We start from the raw sequence: 20,676 nt of genomic DNA on the forward strand, positions 1-20,676 counted from the left end.
TTAAGGCAAGATGATTCCCGGGAATGTCTCGGCCTCCGAACCTTGCGCGCCCCTGTTCGCTCCGGCGCCACCCTCCCCAAACAGCTCGGGCCGGACCTCTCTCAGGTCCGGCCCGCCTGTCTCGTTCTGGCACCCGCCCGGGCGCGTCCGGTTATGGCCCTGTCCCGGCGGCACTCCGGAACAGGCCAGCCCCTGTCAGCCCAGCCGGTAGTTCGGGCTCTCGCGCGTGATCTGCACGTCATGCACATGGCTTTCCTTCAGCCCCGCGCCGGTGATCTTCACGAAGCTGCAGCCGCCGCGCATCTCCTCCACGGTGCGGCAGCCGGTATAGCCCATCGCGGCGCGCAGGCCGCCGACCATCTGGTGCACCACGGCGGATACGGAGCCCTTGTAGGGCACCTGCCCCTCGATCCCTTCGGGCACCAGCTTGTCGCTGGCGGCATCCTTCTGGAAATAGCGGTCGGCCGAGCCGCGCGCCATCGCGCCAAGGCTGCCCATCCCGCGATAGGATTTGAACGAGCGCCCCTGATACAGGATCACCTCGCCCGGGCTCTCATCCGTGCCGGCGATCAGCGATCCGACCATGGCGCAAGAGGCCCCCGCCGCAATCGCCTTGGCAAAATCGCCCGAGAACTTGATGCCGCCATCGGCGATAATCGGGTAATTGCCCGCCGCCCCCGCCGCATCCATGATCGCGGTCAGCTGCGGCACGCCGACGCCCGCCACGATCCGCGTGGTGCAGATGCTGCCCGGGCCGATGCCGACCTTCACTGCATCCGCCCCGGCATCGATCAGCGCCCGCGTCGCCGCCGCGGTGGCGACGTTGCCGGCGATCACCTGCACATGGTTCGAGAAGGACTTGATCCGCGCCACCGCCCGCGCCACGCCCTCGGAATGGCCATGCGCGGTGTCGATCACCACGATATCCACGCCCGCATCGATCAGCGCCTGGCTGCGCTCATATCCCGCATCGCCGACAGTGGTCGCCGCGGCAACACGCAGGCGGCCAAGGTCATCCTTGCAGGCATGGGGGTTCAGAACGGCCTTCTCGGTGTCCTTCAGCGTCAGCAGCCCGGTCAGCTTGCCCTTGCCGTCCGTCACCAGCAGCTTCTCGATCCGCCGCGCCTTCATCAGGCTTTTCGCCTCATCCAGCTGCACCGGCTCTGTCACCATCGCAAGGTTGTCCGAGGTCATCACCACGCTGACCGGCGTGCGGTCATCGCTGGCAAAGCGCATGTCGCGGTTGGTGACGATGCCGACGACATGGCCCCGCTCATCCACCACCGGAAAGCCGGTGACATTGTAGCGTTCCTGCAGCGCCTTGGCATCGGCAACGGTCTGGCCCGCGGTCAGGGTGATCGGGTTGTAGACCACGCCGCTTTCGAACCGCTTGACCCGCCGCACCTCACGCGCCTGTTCTTCGACGCCGAGGTTGCGGTGGACAACGCCGATGCCCCCCGCCTGGGCCATGGCAATCGCCATGCGTGCCTCGGTCACCGTGTCCATTGCCGAGGACAGCAGCGGGATGTTCATGCGGATGGCCTGGGTCACGAAGGTCGAGGTATCGGCATCGGACGGCAGCACGGAAGATGCAGCCGGAACCAGCAGAACGTCGTCGAAGGTGAGCGCCTCTCGAATCTCCATGGGAACCTCGTTCGGGGAGTTTTCGTTGGCGCTTCCCTGTTTCATGGTGTCGGGGGGATGGCAAGCCCTTATCGGGGGTGGGACTGTCTGGATTCATCGCCAGTTCAGCCGAAAAGGCGCTCCGCAGAATTTCGGCCGCCCGTGAAATTCTGCTGTGCCCGCCCCCGCCCGAAACGTATTTGGGGGGCGGGCACATCCGTGCCCACCCGGGCGGGCCCATCAGAATTTGGCACCGTCAGTCCAAGCTTCACCCCACTTGCCCTCACGCCACCGCCGCATTCGTCTTCACCGCCAGTTGCCCCGAGGCCCACATCTTCATCACCTTGAACGCGATCGGCGGAATCACCAGCGTCGCCGCGATCAGCGCGAGGCCCCCCGGCACCCACCACACCGGATGCCCCGCCGCCAGCGTCAGCCACAGCGCCCCCACGGACGCGAGCGGAAAGGTGAACGCCCCCCAAAGCGGTGTGAACCCCGCTGCCGTCAGCCAGCGCACCGAGGCCAGCAGCGTGACCAGCAGCCCCGCCGAAACGACCGAAAACACCGTCCCCAGCACGTCCCACCCCAGCCCCAACGCCACCGCGCCCAGAAAATTCGCCGGCGTCAGATGGATCGCCAGCAAGGGCCGCAGCGGCGCCGGCACCCGCTCCCGCCGGAACTGCAGCGCGCTCAGCCCCCAGATCACCACCGCACAGACCAGCGCCACCCAGAACAGCACCTTTGCGAACCCCATCATCCCCAAGGCCTCGGCCGCAATCGCGGCGACGATGAACCCGGTGAACTGCAAGTGCCAGACCGGCGTCACCTGCCGCTGCTCCACCGGCCCGCTCGCCATGACCCGCAGCAGCACCGCCAGCATCGCGGCGTGCGCGATCAGCCCCAGCAGCAGCACCGGCCGCGCCTGATCCGGCGCATAGGGCGCCAGCACCACGGCGAAGGTGTAAAAGCACAGCACCGCCGCCGCCAGCCCCGCCCGCCCCGGCAGGATGCGCAGATCCTCGGCCACCACCCCCGGCCGCCGCGCGATCTTGGCGCCGTAGGCCAGCACCGCCAACAGCCACAGCAGCGTCACCGCCCCCAGCAGCGCCTCGCCAATGCCGCCCGGCACCCCGAACACCGATGCCGCCCCGCGCCACAGCAGCCCCAGCCCCATCAGCCCCAGGATCGGCGGGAACATCGCCGGCGGGGTGCGGCGCCACAGGCCTTTGGGTGTCGGGGTCGGGGCTTTGAAGGCCATTGTGCCTCTCCTTGGCTCGCGGCCCGCTCTGGCCGCCTCCCTTGCATCTACGCCCGGCTTCGGGAAATCTCACCCCCGAAATACATCCCGGCGGGCGGGGTGTTGCAGCGGGGACCTCGATGAGCGCAGATGACATGAAACCGGGCTATGAAACCGGGCGGCTGAACCTGCCCTTCGTCGGCATCGCAACCTTCGGCAAGCGGCCCTATGTCGCCGACTGGGGCCGGATCGAGGCTGATGTGGCCGTCATGGGCGCGCCCTTCGACTTCGGCACCCAGTTCCGCGCCGGCGCCCGCTTCGGTCCCCGCGCCGTGCGCGAGGCCAGCACCCTCTTCAGTTTCGGCCATGCCGGCGCCTATGACCATGAGGATGACGCGACCTATCTGGGCGGCGATGTGCGCATCGTCGATATCGGCGACGCCGACATCGTTCACACCGATACCGAAACCAGCCACGCCAATATCGAGGCCGGAGTGCTGGCGATGCTGGCCGCGGGCGCGCTGCCGGTGGTGATCGGCGGCGATCATTCCATCAACATCCCCTGCATCCGGGCGTTCGAAGATCAGGGCCCCATCCACATCCTGCAGATCGACGCGCATCTCGATTTCGTCGATATCCGCCACGGCGTGGTGCATGGCCACGGCAACCCGATGCGCCGCGCGGCAGAGCGCCCGCATGTCACCGGGATCACCGCGCTCGGCATCCGCAACGTCTCCTCCACCGCCAAGGACGGCTATGACGCCGCCCGCGCCATGGGCGGGGATTTCCTCTCGGTCCGGCAGGTGCGCAAGCTGGGGACCGAAGCCGTGCTGGCCCGCATCCCTGCCGGGGCAAGGCTTTACGTCACCATCGACATCGACGGCTTCTGCCCCTCCATCGCGCCCGGCACCGGCACCCCCAGCCATGGCGGGTTCCTGTATTACGAGGTGCTGGAGATCCTGCAGGCGGCCGCCAAGGCGCATGACATCGTGGGCATCGACCTGGTCGAGGTCGCGCCGGACTATGACCATAGCGGCTCCACCGCCATCCTCGCCGCGCAGGTGCTGCTGAACTTTCTGGGGTTCATCTTTCACGCCCGCGGACAGAGGGGCTGACCGACGTTAGGCGTTCTTCCGGCGCGATCAGGCGGCTTGCCAGTGGCAAGCCGACCGCGACGGTTGCCCGAAGGCGCAAGCCGCAGGGCAAGGGGGGTGCGGCTTGGACCAAGGGGTGCCAAATTCTGAGGTGTCCGCCCCGGTGGGCACGTATGTGCCCGCCAAGGGGGGGCGGGCACATCAGAATTTCGTCGACGGCCGAAATTCTGGATGGCAAGCGGCGCGCCCATGCGCCGAAACCTGCTTGTCGTGGCGCCCCAACCCCGCCCCCACCCTTGCCCGCAACCCCCATCCCGCGCATCATGCGCCCCAAAGGCGCCAGCAAGCGCGCCGCCCATGAGGATTGCAGCCATGACCCGCGCCCCCTTCTCCCTTCTCGCCGCCGCCCTTCTCGCCGCCTGCTCGCAGGATCCCGGCTTCGTCGGCGTGCCCGGCATCCGCGAGGCGGAGGCACATGAGGTGACCGCCTGCACCTACCTCAGCAATATCTCCATGACCCCAGGCGTCTATGGCCCGCTGCTGGCCGAGCAGGGGCTGCGCTACGCCCGCAACAAGATCAAGGAAGACGCCATCGTTGCCGGCGCCAATACCGTGGTCTTCGACAAGGTCACCCCCGGCACCGATGTCTACCAGATCCGCGCCGTGGCCTATCGCTGCTGACAGCCTATCGCCGCTGAACGCCTGTCGCGGCTGCGGGGCGCAGGAAGGGGGCTGTCTGCCCCCCTCTTGGCCGTGCCGGCCAATTCACCCCCCGAGGATATTTGAGACAAGGCAAAGACAAAGCCGCGTTAGGGTCAGCAGAACTTACCCTCTTGCTGCATGGCGGCATTGCGACCCTGGCAGTTGTTTACGGGGGCTGCGGGGTCTATCTCATGGCGCAGGGCAGGAGACCCTACTTCAGATTTCGGAGGCTTCAATGGCCTATACTGCAAACCACGACGCTGCTTTCACCACCGCAACCGGCGGCCGCTTCTCGGCATTCCTCGCGCGCCTCGGCGCCAGCTTTGAACGCTATGCCGAACGTCACTCGCGCGCGGATGAAATCGCCCGCTTCGACGCGATGAGCGATGCCGAACTTGCCAAGATCGGCGTAACTCGCGACGGCATCGTCCAGCACGTGTTCCGCGACAAGCTCTACATCTAAGCGGGGCTTCAATCGGCTGGCGCGCGGGATTGCTCGCGCGCCTGATGGCCCCCGGATGGCCCCAAAGCCGGGCCAATCGCGGCCTGCACGCAAAGCACCCGCTTGCGGTGCACGATCCCCTTCCCAGCCCTGGCAATTGCTGTCATCACCGGCCCTGAGGCCGGCCAGATCTGTGCCGGCGCGGATGCGAAGGAGAGACGATCATGACAGGGTTACACAGCCACCAGGTGCTGCGCGGCGCCGGACGCGAGACCGCGGATCATGTCACGCTTGGCTATGAGGACCGCTTCTTGCGCCGCAAACGGCTGACAACGGCGGCCGGCACTCCGTTCCTCGTCGACCTTCCCGAGACCACCAGCCTGCAAGAGGGCGATGCCTTTGCCCTGTCCGATGGCACGCTGATCGGCGTGCGCGCTGCGCCCGAGCCGCTGATCGAGGTCACCGGCCCCGACCTGCCGCGCCTCGCCTGGCATATCGGCAACCGCCACACCCCCTGCCAGATCGAAGCCGCCCGCCTGCTGATCGCGCAGGACCATGTGCTGGCCGGGATGCTCACCGGCCTTGGCGCCAGCCTGAATGACGTGACAGAACCGTTCCTGCCCGAGGGCGGCGCCTATGGCCATGGCCGCACGATGGGGCATGATCATGGGCCGGAGGCCGGACACTCCCACGAGCCCGGCCACCGCCATGTCCATGTCCATGTCAGCCGCGCCCCGGGCGATGACCCCGAGGATGTGCCGCTGGATGTCTGAGGCGGCCTTGGCGGGTGACAGCGCCCTGATGACGCTGGTGCAATGGCTCTCGCCCGCCTTCCCGGTGGGCGGCTATGCCTATTCGCACGGGCTGGAATGGGCGATCTCGGCCAGGCTGATCAAGGATGCCGCGGGCCTGCAGGGCTGGCTGGCCGATGTGATCGCCCACGGCTCGGGCCGCAGCGACGCCGTGATGCTGGCGCTTGCGCTGGCCCCCGGCGCCGACCACGCGGCGCTGGCCGCCTATGCCAGCGCCCTCACCCCCGCCAAGGAACGCCTGACCGAGACGCTGGAGCAAGGCCGCGCCTTCACCCTCGCCACCAACGCCCTTCTGGGCGCGGACCATCCCCCCGCGCCGCTCCCTGTAGCAGTGGGCCGCGCCGCCGCCTGCCTCGGCCTGCCGGTGGAACGGGTGCTGGCGCTCTACCTCCACAGCTTCGCCTCCACCCTCACCCAAGGCGCGGTGCGCTTCATCCCCCTCGGCCAGACCGAGGGCCAGCAGGTGCTGGCCGCGCTGCACCCGGTGATCTCTCGGGTTGCGGCTTGGGCGGCAAATGCCAGCCTCGACGACCTCGGCAGCGCGGGGTTCGGGTCGGACATGGCGGCAATGGCGCATGAAGGGATGGAAGTCCGCATCTTCCGAAGCTAATCAATCTGTTGCAAGGCGTTCTTCATAAAAAGGATGAACCATGACAAGCCCCCACGGCCCCCTGCGCATCGGCATCGGCGGCCCGGTCGGCGCCGGCAAGACCACGCTGACCGAACAGCTGTGCCGGGCGCTGCGGGACCGCTTCTCCATCGCCGTCGTCACCAATGACATCTACACCCGCGAGGATGCCGAATACCTGATGCGCGCGCAGGCGCTGCCGATGGAGCGGATCCGCGGGGTGGAGACCGGCGGCTGCCCGCATACCGCGATCCGCGAGGATGCCAGCATCAACCTCGCCGCCATCGCCGATCTGCGCGGCGCCTTCCCCGATCTCGACATCGTGCTGATCGAGAGCGGCGGCGACAATCTGGCGGCGACATTTTCGCCCGAGCTGGCGGACCTGACGCTCTATGTCATCGACACCGCCGCCGGGCAGGACATCCCGCGCAAGAAGGGGCCGGGCGTCACACGGTCGGACCTGCTGGTGGTCAACAAGATCGACCTCGCGCCGCATGTCGGCGTCGATCCGGTGCTGCTGGAATCCGACACCCGCAACGCCCGCGGGCAACGGCCCTATGTGATGGCCAGCCTGAAGGCGGGTCGCGGCGTGGACGAGATCGTCGCCTTCGTGCTGAAGGAAGGCGGGCTGAAGGAGGGCGGGCTGTAACCGCCCTGCCCCCTTACACCCAATAAGCGTTCGACCAGGCCCGCTTGCCCGCCGCGTCGATCACCGTCACCCGCAGCCAGGGCGAGGCGGCGAAGCGGTCGCGGCGGATGCTGGCGCGGGTCATCGACTGGCCATGGACCGCGACTGCCGCCGTCGCCTGCCCCTGCACGATTACCGTGACCGCCGCCGAGCATTGCACCTCGACCGTCGCCTTGGTGATGTCGATACCGCGGATCTCTGGCCCTTGGCTGGAGTAGAACATCCCCGCCTTCAGCGCCGCCAGCAGCGCTTCGGGCTCATTCTCCGTCGCCTTGACCATCACCCAGCCGCCGAAATGGTCCGGCTCGGTGAAATGCGCGTCATCGGTGGCGATCAGGCTGGGGCGGCGGCCTTCGGTGAGCAGGAGATCGGCGATGCCGAACCCGTCCGCCCGGTCGGCGCCGGTATGGCAGCCATGGTTGTAGACCTCGACCGCATGGGCCGCCGTCAGGCTGCGCGCATCTTCCAGCGTCAGCCCCGACCATTGCGGATGCGCGACGGCGACGAAGGCTCCGGCAGCGGCGGCGCGGGCCGCAATCTCGGGCCCCGTCTCCTGCCCCGGCACCGGGCGGAAATGCGGGGCATTGCCGGGGGCGAAATCCTCCGGCAGGCCGACGGCCAGGATATGCCACAGATCGCCATTTGCCATCGGCCCGGAATGCAGCTCTGCCCCCAGCAGCGTGGTGAAACCGGGCGCGCGGAAGGGCCGGGTATCGACGATCGGATAGTCATAGATCCCGATGAAATGGTCGGTCAGGGCCAGGAAGTCATAGCCCTCGGCCTGGTAGCGGCGGCAGACCTCCTCGGGGCTCAGCACGCCATCCGAGCGGCTTGAATGGGTATGCAGGTTGCCGCGGTAGAAGCGGCCGGGAGCGGTGAAGACATCGGGCATGGCGGGCGGTCCTGTGACGGGTGTGTGGGCTGTGAGGGAAGCCGGGGGGCCTTCTGCCCCCCGGACCCCCCGAGGATATTTAGGCAAAGAAGAGGGGGAAGGAGCGTCGGTCAAGCGACGCGGCGGCCTTGCACCCAGGTTTCGCGCAGAACCGGGGTGGCGCCGGCGCGGGTGAAGCGGATCAGGTCGGCGCGGGCGCCGGGGAGGAGGCGGCCGCGATCCTCGAGCCCCGCGGCACGGGCCGGGGCGGCGGTGACGGTGGCGATGCCGCGGGCGAGATCGTCCCAGATGTCGCCGAGCATCACCGCGGCCGAGAGGAGAGCGGCGGGGACATAGTCGGATGAGACGATGTCGAGGAGACCAGCCTCGGCCAGATCGCTGGCGGCGACATTGCCCGAATGCGAGCCGCCGCGGATCAGGTTCGGCGCGCCCATCATCACCTGGATGCCATAGGCGTGGCAGGCATGGGCGGCCTCCAGCGTCGTCGGGAACTCCGCCAGCCGGATGCCGTAGGATGCGGAAGTGATCACCTGTTCCTCGGTGGTGTCGTCATGGCTGGCGAGCGTGGCGCCAAGGCGGCGGGCAACCGCGACCGCTGCCGCCTCATGCGCATCCCCAAATGTGTCGCGCAGTGCTTTCAGCCGGGCGACATGCTCGGCAAAGCCGGCCTCGGACATGCCATGCTTGCCCATCACATAGCGCGCCAGCTTGCTGATATCGCGGAACTGGCGCTGGCCGGGGGTGTGGTCCATCAGGCTGACGATGCCGACGCGGTCCTCGGGCGTGAACTCGTCCAGCTCGGCGATCAGGGTTTCAGAACAGACCTCGGCGCGCAGATGCAGGAAATGGCTGATGCGGAGCGCGCCCTGCCCCCGCAGCTCCAGCATCTCGGTCGCGAGGCCGCGGGCGTATTTGGCATAGTCGCCGCCCGGTTCGCTGCCCTTGGAGATCGACCCCACGCGCATCGCGTCGAAGACAGTGGTGATGCCGGTGCCGGCCAGTTCCGCGTCATGGGCGATGATGGCCGCGGCATGGGGCCAGTCGACGCCGGGGCGCGGCTGGATATGGCGTTCAAGGTTGTCGGTATGCAGCTCGATCAGGCCCGGGGCCAGAAAGTCGCCGCCGCAGTCGATGGCACCGGGAGGCACGGCCGTGCCCGCGGCAATCTCGGCAATCCGCCCGTCCTTGAGGCAGAGGCTGCCAGAAAGCGTCTGATCGGGCAGCACGAGGGTGGCATTGGCGAGAATGGTTTCGGTCATGGTCTGGTCCTTGGTCGGTCTGCACGTAAAGGTTGTGGGGCATCGGCGGGTTGCGGCTGGGGGGCGAAGGCCCCGGCTTCAAGAAGCGGCCCGCCCATGTCACATATCCGAGACGCGGCGGCACTATGAGAGGGCGCATGACAGATTTCCAGAGATACGCGATCTATTGGGCGCCCGAACCGGGCCCGCTGGCCGAATTTGGCGCCGCCTGGCTGGGCTGGGACGCGGCGCGCGGGATCGACCGCCAGCATCCGCCGATGAGCGGTCCCTTGGCCGGTCTGCCGCGCCCGGTGGCCGAGCTGACCGATACGCCCCGCAAATACGGCTTCCACGGGACGCTGAAGCCGCCGTTCCGGCTGGTGGATGGCGCAAGCGCCACCGGCCTGCATGGCGCGGTGGAGCGGCTGGCGGCGAGCCTTGCGCCCGTCACGCTGGACGGGCTGGCGCTGCACCGCCTGGGCGGATTCCTGGCGCTGGTGCCGATGGGGAATACCTCGGGGCTGGAGGCGCTGGCGGCCAAGGCCGTGCAGGAGCTGGACCCCTACCGCGCGGCGCTGACGCCCGAGGCGATGATGCGCCGGCAAAGCGCGCGGCTGACCGATGCGCAGAAGGACCTCTTGGACCGCTGGGGCTATCCCTATGTCATGCAGGAGTTCCGCTTTCACCTGACGCTGACCGGCGCGTTGCCCGAGGAGGAGGCGCGTGCGGTCGAGGCGCTGCTGGCGCCGGTGGTGGCGCCGCTGCTGCCCAAGCCGTTTGTCATTCGCGACATTTGCCTCTTTGGCGAGGCGGGCGACGGGCGGTTCCATATCCTGCATCGCTATACGCTGACCGGCTGAAGCGCAGCCCGCATCGCCTCGGCTGCCGTGTCGAGCGCGCCGTCATTGTCGATGCGGATCACCGGCAGGCCCGGCGGCAGGTCGAACTGCGCCCGGGCCAGCCGTGCCGCGATATCCTCGCGCGATTCGCGGCCGCGGGAGGCCAGCCGCTCCGCCAGGGTCTCGGGGCTTGCCGTCACCAGCAGAACCACCAGCCCCGGAAACACCTCGGCCGCCTGCCCCAGCATCGCGCGCGAGCCGTTGAAGAGCACGGTCGCCCCCGCCTGATGCGCGGCGACGGCGCTGGCGGGGATGCCGTAGTGCAGGCCATGCGCTTGCCAGTCCAGCGCAAAGGCCCCCGCGGCGGCCCGGGCGGCGAACTCGGATTCCGTGACGCCCTCGAAGGGCTCGCCCCCTGCCGCTTCGGGGCGGGTGATGACGCGGCGCACCAGATGCAGGCCGGGCAGGTCCGCGACCCTTGCGATCAGCGTGTCCTTGCCGGAGCCGGAGGGGCCGACGACCGCGAAGGCGCGACCCCCAATCTGATCGCCCAAAGCCATCACGCCGCCTTCGGGGTGAAGTCCGACACGTTCACCACCCGGTCGCAGACGCGGCTCCGCGCTGCCTCGTCATGGAAGATGCCGATGATCGCGGCGCCGCGGGCCTTGGCCTCCTCGATCAGCCCCAGCACGGTTTCGCGGTTGGCGGCGTCAAGGCTGGCGGTCGGCTCGTCCAGCAGCAGCGCCGGGCAGGTATGGGCGAAGCCGCGGGCGATATTGACCCGCTGCTGCTCGCCGCCCGAGAAGGTGGTGGGCGAGAGGGACCAGAGCCGCTCGGGGATCCGCAGCCGCGCCAGCAGGTCGGCCGCCCGCGCCCGCGCCTCGTCCTCGGGCACCCCCAGCACCAGCAGCGGCTCGGCCACCACATCCAGCGTCGGCACCCGCGGCACCACCCTCAGGAACTGGCTGACATAGCCAAGCCGCCCGCGCCGCAGCGCCAGGATCTCGCGCGGCTCGGCGCGTGCCACATCGGTGCCCGCCACCATTATCGTGCCCGCGGCGGCAAGGTAATTGCCCCAGATCATCCGCATCAGCGTCGATTTCCCCGCGCCCGAGGCGCCGATCAGCCCCACGCATTCGCCGGCACGCACCGACAGCTCTGCCCCCTCCATCACCGGGATCACGGCACTGCCCTGATTGTGCAGGGTGAAGGTCTTGGCAACACCTGAAAGGTGGATCACAGGATCGGTCATTGCAGTCTCGGGCATGGCATCCTCAAGCGGCTTCACAGCCATTTCTTCCATCTGAAAAACACGTAGGTGGCGAGCGAGGACCCCAGCATCAGGATCAGCGCGAAGGGGTAGCCCCAGCTTTTGGTCAGCTCCGGCATCACCGCGAAGTTCATGCCGTAGATCGAGGCGATAAGCGTCGGCGGCAGGAACAGCGCCGCCACCACCGACAGGATCCGCACCGTGGCGTTCTGCGCCAGGTTGATCATCCCCAGCGTCGCATCCACCGCCAGCGCCACGCGGCTGGACAGGAAATCGGCATGGACGGCGAGGGCCTGGATATCGCGCATCTCGCCCTTCACCACCGCCTTCATCCCGTCCGCCGCCGTGGTGCTGCCAAGGTGCTGGCCGTAGAAGGACAGCGCCCGTTCCAGCGTCAGCAGGCTCAGGCGCACCCGGCCCACCAGTTCGCCCTGCAGCCCCACCTGCTCCAGCGTGTGCTGCAGCGTGGCGGGCGTGGTCACGCCGCCGCCGAACACGCCCGCCGTCGCCGCGGTCAGGGATCGCCCGCCGCCTTCCAGAAGGTCGGCGAGGCGGCTGATGATCTCTTCCAACAGCCCGAGGAATATCCTCTCCGGCGTGGTGCAACCGGCAACGCCGCTGTTGGCCCGGCCCGGAAAGGTCTCGAACGGGCGCGGCGCGTGGTGGCGCACCGTCACCAGCCGCTCGGGCGACAGGATGAAGGTCACCGGCCCCTCGATCGGGCTGCGGCTGGTGGACATGCCGGGCAGCACCACCGTCATCACGTCATAGGCGCCCTCGCGGTAGAGCCGGTTGGAAATCTCGATCTCTTCCATATCGGCCAGCGTCGGGATCTCGATCCCAAGCGCCTGCACCTCATGCACCTGCGCATCCAGCGGGCGGTAAAGGTCGATCCACAGCGCGCTGGACAGGGGAACCCCCTGCCCGAGCTTTTCCAGACCACTGCCACCGGGAGTATAGGCGAACATCATATCATTTCAGACCTGCAGCACCGAGGAGACCAGAAGTTGCGTGTAGGCATGCTGCGGATCGTCCAGCACCTGATCGGTCAGCCCGGTCTCCACCACCCGGCCGCCTTTCATCACCATCAGACGATCCGCCAGAAGCCGCACCACCGCAAGATCATGCGTCACGATCACCGCCGACAGCCCCAGCCGCCGCACAAGGCCGCGCAGAAGGTCCAGCAGCCGCGCCTGCACGCTGACATCGAGCCCGCCGGTCGGTTCATCCATGAACACCAGCCGCGGCCCGGTCACCAGATTGCGGGCGATCTGCAACCGTTGCTGCATCCCGCCGGAAAAGGCCGCCGGCCGGTCGTCGATGCGGTCACCGGCAATCTCCACCCGGCCCAGCCAATCCTCGGCGGTGCTGCGGATGCTGCCATAGTTGCGCGCGCCGACGGCCATCAGCCGCTCGCCGACATTGCCACCCGCCGAGACGCCCATGCGCAGGCCGTCGCGCGGGTTCTGGTGGACATAGGCCCAGTCGGTGCGGGCTAGCATCCGCCGCTCCGGCTCGGCCATCGTCACCGTGTCCACCGGGCCCCTGGCCCGCGTGTCGAAGATCACCTGCCCCGCGTCGGGGGCCAGGTGCCCGGCAAGGCACGAGAGCAGCGTCGACTTGCCGGACCCGCTCTCGCCGACGATCCCCATCACCTCGCCGGGATAGAGGTCGAAGCTGACGGCGGTACAGCCGATCCGCGCGCCATAGCGCTTCTCGATGCCGCGGACTTGCAGGAGCGGGGTCATCGGGGAAACTCCATAGCTCGGGTTGACGAGAGAAGAACTGTCAGAGGACCGCGCCCGCACGAGGCGGGTGCGGGAACCGCGCCCGCGCAGAAACGCCTTTGCGGGCGGGCGGGCGCGGTCCGGGTCGCAAGCGACCCGGAAGGAAGGAAGAAGAAAAGAGAGTTCACGCCGCCACCCCCAACCGGCCCACATGCCCCGCCTCACGGCGGCAGCGGCAATGGTCGGTGTCGGAGCACACGAACATCCGCCCGCCCTGATCGTCCATGATCACCTCATCGAGATAGGTGTCGCTGGCCGCACAGAGGTCGCAGTCATGATCGGCCTTCGACGGCTCGAACGGGTGATCCTCGAAATCGAGGCTGACGACCTTGGTATAGGGCGGCAGCGCATAGATCCGCTGCTCGCGCCCGGCCCCGAACAGCATCAGCGCCGGGGAGCCATCGAGCTTGGGGTTGTCGAATTTCGGGATCGGCGAGGGGTCCATCACATAGCGCCCCTCCACCTTCACCGGGTAGTCATAGGCGGTGGCGATCTGGCCGTGGCGGGCGATGTCCTCATACAGCTTCACATGCATCAGGCCGTATTCTTCCAGCTCATGCATCTTGCGCGTCTCGGTCTCGCGCGGCTCGAGGAAGCGCAGCGGCTCCGGGATCGGCACCTGGAACACCACGATCTGGCCCTCGGTCAGCGCGGCCTCGGGGATGCGGTGGCGGGTCTGGATCAGGCTTGCCTCGGCCGTCGCCTCGGTCACCTTCACCCCGGCGGTGCGCTGAAAGAACTTGCGGATCGACACGGCGTTGGTGGTGTCATCGGCGCCCTGGTCGATGACCTTCAGCACATCCTCGGGCGTCAGGCAGGCGGCGGTCACCTGCACGCCGCCGGTGCCCCAGCCGTAAGGCATCGGCATCTCGCGGCTGGCGAAGGGCACCTGATAGCCGGGGATCGCCACGCCCTTCAGGATCGCGCGGCGGATCATGCGCTTGGTCTCTTCGTCGAGATAGGCGAAGTTGTAATCGTCGGTCACAGCAGCCCCCGATCTTGCAGCGCGGTCTCCAGCGCCTCGGGCGTCGTGAAGAGGATCGCGTCCATGCCGAAGGCCGCGGCACCCGCCACGTTCTTGGCGCTGTCGTCGATGAAGAGGCACTCGGCGGGGGCCAGCCCCGCCCGCTCGCACAGCAGCGCGAAGATCTGCGGTTCGGGCTTCAGCACCTTCTCGCGGCCCGAGACAATGGTGACACCGAAGGACGTTCCCAGCCGGGGATGCAGGTCCAGCCCGGTCAGCCATGTCTCGGCCGACCAGTTGGTGATCGCGTGGATCGGATGGCCCTTGGCCCGCAGCCGGTCCATCAGCGCCCAGGTGCCGTCCAGCAGCTCGGCGATGGTCAGGTGGTAGTTCGCAGGGTAAGCGGCAAACAGCGCGCGGTCCTCAGGGTCGGCGATTTCCGCAGCCAGCCCCTCAAAGGTCTCGCCCGCATCCGCGCGCAGGTTCAGCACGGAAAAGCCGATGCGCTCCATGAAGTCGCTCGCCGCCTCACGGCTGCCGAGGGTGCCGGTGAAGGCCAGATGCGCGTCCCAGTGGACCAGCACATTGCCGATGTCGAACACGATGGCTTTGGTAGTGGCGGTCATTCTGCGGCCTCCTGCTGTGCGATGTTGGCCGCCATCGCCTCGGCGCGGATCTTGCGCACCAGTTCCAGTTCAGACTGGAAATCGACGTAATGCGGCAGCTTGATATGTTCGAGGAACCCGGTCGCCTGGATGTTGTCGGAATGCATCAGCACGAATTCCTCGTCCTGCGCGGCGGCTCCGGAATTGTCTTCGCCAAGCTCGCGCCAGCGGAGGGCGCGGTCGACGAGGGCCATGGAGATGGCCTTGCGTTCATTCTGCGCGAAGGTCAGCCCGTAACCCCTTGTAAATTGTGGAGGTTCGGTCTTCGAGCCCTTGAACTGGTTGACGGTTTCACACTCCGTCAACTCGACCTCTCCGATCTCGACGGCAAACCCAAGTTCCGGAATTTCCATTTCCACACAACAGGTTCCAATGCGAAGCTCACCCACGAACGCATGGTTGCGCGCATAGCCCCGCTGCGTCGAATACGCCATCCCCAAGACAAACCCCTCATCCCCCCGCGCGAGCGATTGCAAGCGCAGCGCGCGGCTGGCCGGAAGCTCCAGCGGTTCGCGGGTCAGGTCGCCGGGCACGGCGTCGGACTCGGGTTCCTGCTGGATCAGGCCGTCGCGGTTGAGGAAGCCGGTGACGTGGGGCACCTGCACCGGTTGCACCGGTTCGCCGGGGGCCACTGGCAGCTCGCCCTCGGCCATCAGTTTGAAGTCCAGCAGGCGGTGGGTGTAGTCGAAGGTCGGCCCCAGCACCTGCCCGCCCGGCACGTCCTTGAAGGTGGCCGACACCCGGCGCAGGCAGTCCATCGCCCCGGTATCCACCGGCTGCGAGGCGCCGAAGCGCGGCAGCGTGGTGCGATAGGCGCGGATCAGGAACACCGCCTCGATCAGATCGCCGCGGGCCTGCTTGATCGCCAGCGCCGCGAGGTCGGGGTCGTAGAGCGAGCCTTCGGCCATCACCCGGTTGACCGACAGCGCCAGCTGCTCGCGGATCTGCGCCACGCCAAGCTCTGGCACCGACGGATCGCCCCGGCGTTCCTCGGCCAGCCAGGCATGGGCATTGTCGATGGCGCGCTCGCCGCCTTTTACCGCCACATACATCAGAGGGCCTCGACTTTCGTGGTGCGGGGGAGTGCCGCCAGCAGGTCGCCGGCGGTGAAGAAGAAATCGAGCCCGAGCGGGAAGAGTTGCGCATTTTGCACGAAGGCTTCGGTTTCCGGCATCGAGAGCTGCGCCGTCTCCTTGATCCCCGGCCCGGTGAGCCGCACCCCGGAGGCGGCCAGCGCCGGCATCTCGACGATCAGCGTGGCAGAGCGGTCGGGATAGTCGGCGCGGCCGATGGGAAAGCGGTCCAGCGGCTGAAGACTGGCCCAATCGCCCAGGGCGAAGACCGCCGCCTCGGGCCCGACCAGCGGCGCGCCGGTGTGGAAGGTGACCCAGTCCCGTACCGCTGCCACGTCATGCGAGGGCGCGAGGTGCAGGCCGGTAGTGGTGTCGGCCAGCGTCAGGATCAACGCGCCGGCGGCGGGCGAGAGCGGCGCGGGCGGCAGGGCGCCGGTCACCGCGTGCAGGGTGCCGGGGCGCGCCATCGCGTCAAGGCTGGCGCGGAAGGCGCGGGCGGCCTCGCGGGCCGTGTCGGCGAAGCCGCCAGAAAGGGATGCAGCGTCCATCAATCTTCCCCCCGCACCATCGTGAAGAAATCCACCTTCGTCGCCGCGGCCTTGCCGGCGCGGGCGGCGCTGTCTGCCGCCGCCGCTGCCGCCAACGGCTCCAGCACCGCAGCGCGCAGTTCATCGGCGCGCGGCCCCTGCATCAGCGCATCGACCAGCGCGGCGCGGGTGGCATGGGCCTTGTCGCGGCCCTGCACATAGGCATGGCCGACCTCACCGCTGACGATGCGCAGGGCGCAGCGGGTCACCGTCATCTCACCAAGGTTGAACGGCGCACCGCTGCCGCCCATCCGGCCGCGCACCATCACCGCGCCGGTTTCGGGCGCCCTCGCCCAGTCATGCGTCGGCAGATCCAGCCCTTCCAGCGCCGCTGCCAGCCGCTCGGGCCGCGCTTTCGCCAGCAGGCTCATCCAGTGCTGGCGCGCAGCTTGGCCGGTTTCGGGCGGATCGCTTGGGCTGGGGGCAGAACCGGACATTTGCATCTCGTCGTTCAGGGGCTAGGTTTGGTACACCGCAGACAGACATCTTGCTGACCTGTCGGTTTATATATACAACTAGACAAGTGATTATCCGCGCCCCCCGAGTCGCACAACCCCGTTTGCATGAAGTTTTGATGACATGGCCCGCACCGCCCTCTGGACCTCGATCGCCGAGACGCTGACCGCCGAGATCGGCGCCGGGCATTACGCGCCCGGTGACAAGCTGCCGTCCGAGGCGGAGTTCTCCGCGCGCTTCGGCGTCAACCGCCATACCGTGCGCCGGGCGCTGGCCGCGCTGGCCGAGGCGGGGCTGGTCCATGCGCGGCGCGGCGCGGGGGTGTTCGTGGCGGGCCGGCCGGTGGATTATCCGCTGGGGCGGCGCACGCGGCTGCACCAGAACCTTGCCGCATCAGGCCGCAGCGCCGCGCGCGAAGTGCTGCTGCTGGACACGCGGCAGGCGGATGCGCGCGAGGCCGAGGCGCTGGACCTGGAGACGGGCGCACAGGTGCATGTCTATGAAGGGATCTCGCTGGCCGATGGGGTGCCGCTGGCGGTGTTCCGGTCGGTGTTTTCGGCCGGGCGCTTTCCCGGCCTGATCCCGGTGCTGCGCGAGACGCATTCGGTGACGCAGGCGCTGGCGGCAGAGGGGCTGGCCGATTACACCCGCGCCGAAACCCGGCTGACCGCCAAGCGCGCCACCGCCACGCAGGCGCTGCATCTGCGCATCCGCGAGGGCGACCCGATCCTGCGCACCGTCGCCATCAATGTCGATGCGGGCGGGCTGCCGGTGGAATACGGCCACACCTGGTTTGCGGGCGACCGGGTGACGCTGACGGTGGCGCCGGACTGAAGGGGCGCAAAAGCGGCAGTATCGTTCAGGTTGCAGGCGCTGTGTCATGAGGGCGACACAGAATGGCTTTATCCACAGGCAACCCACGCAAAGAAACGGCCGAGCAGCCCCTATCACCTCCCGCGAGTCGCCCATGCCCCTGTTGCCCCCCTTGCGTCTTGTCGGCGCCCAGATCCTGCGTGACGGCGAGATGCAGCGCCGGTCGCTGGCGATCTCTGGCGGGCGGATCACCAAGGGCCCGCTGCCCGAGGTAGACATGGCGGGCTTCTACCTGATGCCCGGGATCATCGACCTGCATGGCGACGCCTTCGAGCGGCATATCGCGCCGCGCCCCTCGGCCCCGTTCGATCTGGTGCAGGGGCTGGCAAGCGCCGACCGCGAGGCGGCGGCCAATGGCGTGACCACGGCGTTCTTCGCGCAAAGCTGGAGCTGGGAGGGCGGCCACCGTGGCCCCGACTATGCCGAACGGGTGATGGGTGCGCTCGATGCCTACCGCCCGCGGGCGTTGACCGATATCCGCCTGCAGGTTCGGGCCGAGACGCATCTGGTCGAGGCCGGCGCGCGGCTGATCGCGGCGGTGGAACGGCACCGGATCGGCTATGTCGTGTTCAACAACCACCTGTCCGAGGCGGTGGAGATCAACGCCCGCGACCCGCAGGATTTCGCGCTTTGGGCCCGCAAGCTGGGTCGCACGGCAGATGAGCATCTGGAAGCCGTGCAGGCGGCGGCTGCGCGCGGGCGCGAAGTGCCGCGGCATCTGTGCAACCTGGCCGAGGCGTTTGACCGGCTCGGCGTGCTCTATGGCAGCCATGACGACCCCGATGGCGAGACGCGCGAGCGCTTCTCGATGATCGGGGCGCGGATTGCGGAGTTTCCGACGGCGCGCAAGGCGGCGGCGGCGGCCAAGGCGATGAACGACCCGGTGCTGATGGGGGCGCCCAATGTGGTGCGGGGCGGCAGCCAGGCGGGGAATATCGCGGCGACGGACCTGATTGCCGCGGGCCTTTGCGATGCGCTGGTGTCGGATTACTATTACCCGGCGCTGGTGCAGGCGGTGTGGACGCTGGTGGACCGGGGGCTTGCCAGCCTGCCCAAGGCCTGGGCGATGATCTCGGCCCGGCCGGCAGAGATTTTGCGGATGCCGGACCGGGGCGTGCTCGATTTCGGGCGGCGCGCCGATGTGACGGTGGTCAACGCGGCGACGCGGCAGGTGGAGGCGACCATCTCTGGCGGGCGGCTGACCTATCTGGCCGGCGAGGCCGGGCGGCGGTTCATGGCCGGCCAGCAGCCGCTGCGGATGGCGGCCGAGTAGCTAGCCCCAGAGCGCCTTCAGGATCGCGTCCAGCCCATCGGTCAGCGCGGCGGGGCCGGGCTGCAGGATCAGCGGCGACTTGATCTCATGGATGCGGCCCTGCCGGACGGCGGGAATGCTGTCCCAGCCGGGGCGCGCGGCGATGCGCTCGGGGCGCACCTTCTTGCCGCACCAGGAGGCGAGGATCACATCGGGTGCAGCGGCGATCACCGCCTCGGGCAGGACGATGCGGTGCTTGGCCTTGCCCTGAAGCGCGAGGTCCGGGAACACGTCTGCGCCGCCCGCGATGGCGACCAGTTCGCTGACCCAGCCGATGCCGGAAATCAGCGGATCGTCCCATTCCTCGAACCACACGCGGGGGCGGCTTGGCCTCGGGGTGGCGGCAATGGCGGCAAGGCGAGCCTCATAGCCGCTCGCCAGCGCCTCGGCCCTTCCCGGCACGCCGGTGAGGGCGCCGAGGGTGCGGATCATGGCGAGGACGCCTTCGAGCCGGCGCTGGTTGAAGGCGTGGACGGCGATGCCCTCGGCGATCAGCTCGGCCACGATCCCGGCTTGCAGGTCCGAGAAGGTGAGCACCAGATCGGGGTTCAGCGCGAGGATCTTGGGGATATCGGCCGAGGTGAAGGCCGAGACCCGCGGCTTTTCCTGCCGCACCCGCGCCGGGCGTACGGCATAGCCCGAGACGCCGACGATCCGATGCTCCTGCCCCAGCAGGTAGAGGGTTTCGACGGTCTCCTCGGTCAGGCAGACGATGCGCTCGGGCGGGAAGGTCACGAAAAGCCCCCGTGATGGTGGAGGGTGTCGAGGGGCTGGAACACCAGCCCGTCGGGGGTGTCGGACAGATAGGCGCGGATGTCGAACACCTCGGCCAGCAGCGAGGGCGTCAGCACCTCGCGCGGGGGGCCATCGGCAACCAGCCGCCCGGCGGAGAGCACGATCAGCCGGGTGCAGTGCCGCGCGGCAAGGCCGAGGTCGTGCAGCGAGGCGATGACCGCGCCGCCCTCCTCCGCCAGACGCGCGAAGACCCGCATCGTGGCGATCTGCGCGGCGGGGTCGAGCCCGGCGATGGGCTCATCGGCCAGCAGCAGGGGCGCTTCTTGCGCCAGCGCGCGGGCGATCAGGGCACGGGCCTGCTCACCGCCCGACAGCTGGGTGGCAGCGCGGTCGCGGAAGTTCTCCAGCCCCATGCGGGACAGGGCATGGGTGACGGCGCCGTCATCATCGAGCCCGCGGCCCAGATGCGGCGTGCGGCCAAGCCGCACCAGATGCGCAACGCTGATCCCCCAGGCAATCTCACGCGCTTGCGGCAGCCAGGCAGCGGCACGGGCGCGGGCACCCGGGGTCATCGCCGCCAGCGAGGAGTGGCCGCTGGCAGGCAGCAGGCCAAGCGCGCCCCGCAGCAGCGAGGTCTTCCCCGCGCCATTGGGGCCGATCAGCCCGACGCATTCGCCGGGCGCGACCGTCAGGCTGACGCGCTCCACCACGGGGCAAAGGCCGCGGCGGACGGTGAGGGTGTCCAGGGTCAGGAGCATC

At 68.6% G+C, this 20,676-nt stretch carries 24 protein-coding genes; 9 read left to right on the forward strand and 15 right to left on the reverse strand.

Annotated features, from left to right (window positions below; translation table 11 throughout):
- Positions 1-195: 195 nt before the first annotated feature.
- A complete protein-coding gene (gene guaB, locus Q8S30_RS07760) occupies positions 196-1,644 on the reverse strand; it encodes an IMP dehydrogenase (RefSeq protein ID WP_305665693.1) in 1,449 nt (482 codons plus the stop codon).
- A gap of 262 nt (positions 1,645-1,906) precedes the next feature.
- Positions 1,907-2,881, reverse strand: a complete 975-nt coding sequence (locus Q8S30_RS07765) for a tellurium resistance protein (protein WP_305665439.1) — start codon at positions 2,879-2,881, stop codon at positions 1,907-1,909.
- A gap of 119 nt (positions 2,882-3,000) precedes the next feature.
- Between Q8S30_RS07765 and speB the strand changes: the two genes are divergently transcribed.
- The 6 genes from speB to ureG all read left to right on the forward strand — a co-directional run bounded on the left by speB (position 3,001) and on the right by ureG (position 7,187).
- Positions 3,001-3,975 carry an agmatinase gene (speB, locus tag Q8S30_RS07770; RefSeq protein WP_305665440.1) on the forward strand — a complete coding sequence of 325 codons (975 nt, stop codon included), beginning with the start codon at positions 3,001-3,003 and terminating at the stop codon, positions 3,973-3,975.
- Between the two features lie 351 nt (positions 3,976-4,326).
- Positions 4,327-4,635 (forward strand): hypothetical protein, encoded by a 309-nt coding sequence (locus tag Q8S30_RS07775; protein ID WP_305665441.1) that lies wholly within the window; start codon positions 4,327-4,329, stop codon positions 4,633-4,635.
- A gap of 256 nt (positions 4,636-4,891) precedes the next feature.
- On the forward strand, positions 4,892-5,119 hold the full coding sequence (locus Q8S30_RS07780; protein WP_305665442.1) for a hypothetical protein: 228 nt from the start codon (positions 4,892-4,894) through the stop codon (positions 5,117-5,119).
- Positions 5,120-5,322: 203 nt separating this feature from the next.
- A complete protein-coding gene (ureE, locus tag Q8S30_RS07785) occupies positions 5,323-5,871 on the forward strand; it encodes an urease accessory protein UreE (protein ID WP_305665443.1) in 549 nt (182 codons plus the stop codon).
- Positions 5,864-6,520, forward strand: coding sequence for an urease accessory protein UreF (locus tag Q8S30_RS07790; protein WP_305665444.1), 657 nt, complete (start codon positions 5,864-5,866; stop codon positions 6,518-6,520). The genes ureE and Q8S30_RS07790 overlap by 8 nt, the downstream gene beginning before the upstream one ends.
- 40 nt (positions 6,521-6,560) lie before the next feature.
- On the forward strand, positions 6,561-7,187 hold the full coding sequence (gene ureG / locus Q8S30_RS07795) for an urease accessory protein UreG (protein ID WP_305665445.1): 627 nt from the start codon (positions 6,561-6,563) through the stop codon (positions 7,185-7,187).
- Between the two features lie 13 nt (positions 7,188-7,200).
- Here the strand turns inward: ureG and Q8S30_RS07800 are convergent, their stop codons facing one another.
- Positions 7,201-8,118 (reverse strand): PHP domain-containing protein, encoded by a 918-nt coding sequence (locus Q8S30_RS07800; protein WP_305665446.1) that lies wholly within the window; start codon positions 8,116-8,118, stop codon positions 7,201-7,203.
- A gap of 110 nt (positions 8,119-8,228) precedes the next feature.
- Entirely contained in the window at positions 8,229-9,377 is a 1,149-nt protein-coding gene (locus Q8S30_RS07805; protein WP_305665447.1) for an alpha-D-ribose 1-methylphosphonate 5-triphosphate diphosphatase, read from the reverse strand.
- A gap of 137 nt (positions 9,378-9,514) precedes the next feature.
- On the opposite strand from Q8S30_RS07805, the gene Q8S30_RS07810 reads away from it, so the two are divergent.
- A complete protein-coding gene (locus Q8S30_RS07810; RefSeq protein ID WP_305665448.1) occupies positions 9,515-10,216 on the forward strand; it encodes a DUF1045 domain-containing protein in 702 nt (233 codons plus the stop codon).
- Here the strand turns inward: Q8S30_RS07810 and phnN are convergent.
- From phnN to phnG, 9 genes are all read right to left on the reverse strand, one after another.
- On the reverse strand, positions 10,198-10,755 hold the full coding sequence (gene phnN / locus Q8S30_RS07815) for a phosphonate metabolism protein/1,5-bisphosphokinase (PRPP-forming) PhnN (protein ID WP_305665449.1): 558 nt from the start codon (positions 10,753-10,755) through the stop codon (positions 10,198-10,200). The genes Q8S30_RS07810 and phnN overlap by 19 nt on opposite strands.
- A complete protein-coding gene (gene phnL / locus Q8S30_RS07820) occupies positions 10,755-11,462 on the reverse strand; it encodes a phosphonate C-P lyase system protein PhnL (protein WP_371135464.1) in 708 nt (235 codons plus the stop codon). The genes phnN and phnL overlap by 1 nt, the downstream gene beginning before the upstream one ends.
- A 17-nt stretch (positions 11,463-11,479) precedes the next feature.
- Positions 11,480-12,436 carry a magnesium transporter CorA family protein gene (locus Q8S30_RS07825; protein ID WP_305665450.1) on the reverse strand — a complete coding sequence of 319 codons (957 nt, stop codon included), beginning with the start codon at positions 12,434-12,436 and terminating at the stop codon, positions 11,480-11,482.
- A gap of 6 nt (positions 12,437-12,442) precedes the next feature.
- Positions 12,443-13,213, reverse strand: coding sequence for a phosphonate C-P lyase system protein PhnK (phnK, locus tag Q8S30_RS07830; RefSeq protein WP_305665451.1), 771 nt, complete (start codon positions 13,211-13,213; stop codon positions 12,443-12,445).
- Positions 13,214-13,376: 163 nt separating this feature from the next.
- Positions 13,377-14,237, reverse strand: a complete 861-nt coding sequence (locus Q8S30_RS07835) for an alpha-D-ribose 1-methylphosphonate 5-phosphate C-P-lyase PhnJ (protein ID WP_305665452.1) — start codon at positions 14,235-14,237, stop codon at positions 13,377-13,379.
- Positions 14,234-14,842 carry an HAD family phosphatase gene (locus tag Q8S30_RS07840; RefSeq protein ID WP_305665453.1) on the reverse strand — a complete coding sequence of 203 codons (609 nt, stop codon included), beginning with the start codon at positions 14,840-14,842 and terminating at the stop codon, positions 14,234-14,236. Before Q8S30_RS07840 ends, Q8S30_RS07835 begins: the two co-directional genes overlap by 4 nt.
- Positions 14,839-15,933, reverse strand: a complete 1,095-nt coding sequence (locus Q8S30_RS07845; protein ID WP_305665454.1) for a carbon-phosphorus lyase complex subunit PhnI — start codon at positions 15,931-15,933, stop codon at positions 14,839-14,841. Before Q8S30_RS07845 ends, Q8S30_RS07840 begins: the two co-directional genes overlap by 4 nt.
- The gene (phnH, locus tag Q8S30_RS07850; protein ID WP_305665455.1) at positions 15,933-16,502 is read right to left on the reverse strand and encodes a phosphonate C-P lyase system protein PhnH; all 570 of its coding nucleotides are present in this window, start codon (positions 16,500-16,502) and stop codon (positions 15,933-15,935) included. The genes Q8S30_RS07845 and phnH overlap by 1 nt, the downstream gene beginning before the upstream one ends.
- On the reverse strand, positions 16,502-16,978 hold the full coding sequence (phnG, locus tag Q8S30_RS07855) for a phosphonate C-P lyase system protein PhnG (RefSeq protein ID WP_305665456.1): 477 nt from the start codon (positions 16,976-16,978) through the stop codon (positions 16,502-16,504). The genes phnH and phnG overlap by 1 nt, the downstream gene beginning before the upstream one ends.
- Before the next feature lie 142 nt (positions 16,979-17,120).
- Between phnG and phnF the strand changes: the two genes are divergently transcribed.
- Both phnF and Q8S30_RS07865 read left to right on the forward strand, forming a co-directional pair.
- A complete protein-coding gene (phnF, locus tag Q8S30_RS07860) occupies positions 17,121-17,831 on the forward strand; it encodes a phosphonate metabolism transcriptional regulator PhnF (protein ID WP_305665457.1) in 711 nt (236 codons plus the stop codon).
- 133 nt (positions 17,832-17,964) lie between these two features.
- Positions 17,965-19,143 (forward strand): alpha-D-ribose 1-methylphosphonate 5-triphosphate diphosphatase, encoded by a 1,179-nt coding sequence (locus Q8S30_RS07865; protein ID WP_305665458.1) that lies wholly within the window; start codon positions 17,965-17,967, stop codon positions 19,141-19,143.
- On the opposite strand, the gene Q8S30_RS07870 is transcribed toward Q8S30_RS07865, so the two are convergent.
- Both Q8S30_RS07870 and Q8S30_RS07875 read right to left on the reverse strand, forming a co-directional pair.
- Positions 19,144-19,917 carry a cobalamin-binding protein gene (locus Q8S30_RS07870; protein ID WP_305665459.1) on the reverse strand — a complete coding sequence of 258 codons (774 nt, stop codon included), beginning with the start codon at positions 19,915-19,917 and terminating at the stop codon, positions 19,144-19,146. It lies immediately after the preceding gene.
- The gene (locus Q8S30_RS07875) at positions 19,914-20,675 is read right to left on the reverse strand and encodes an ABC transporter ATP-binding protein (protein WP_305665460.1); all 762 of its coding nucleotides are present in this window, start codon (positions 20,673-20,675) and stop codon (positions 19,914-19,916) included. The genes Q8S30_RS07870 and Q8S30_RS07875 overlap by 4 nt, the downstream gene beginning before the upstream one ends.
- Between the last annotated feature and the right edge of the window lies 1 nt (position 20,676).

This window comes from Frigidibacter sp. (assembly GCF_030695035.1).
GTDB lineage: Bacteria > Pseudomonadota > Alphaproteobacteria > Rhodobacterales > Rhodobacteraceae > Frigidibacter.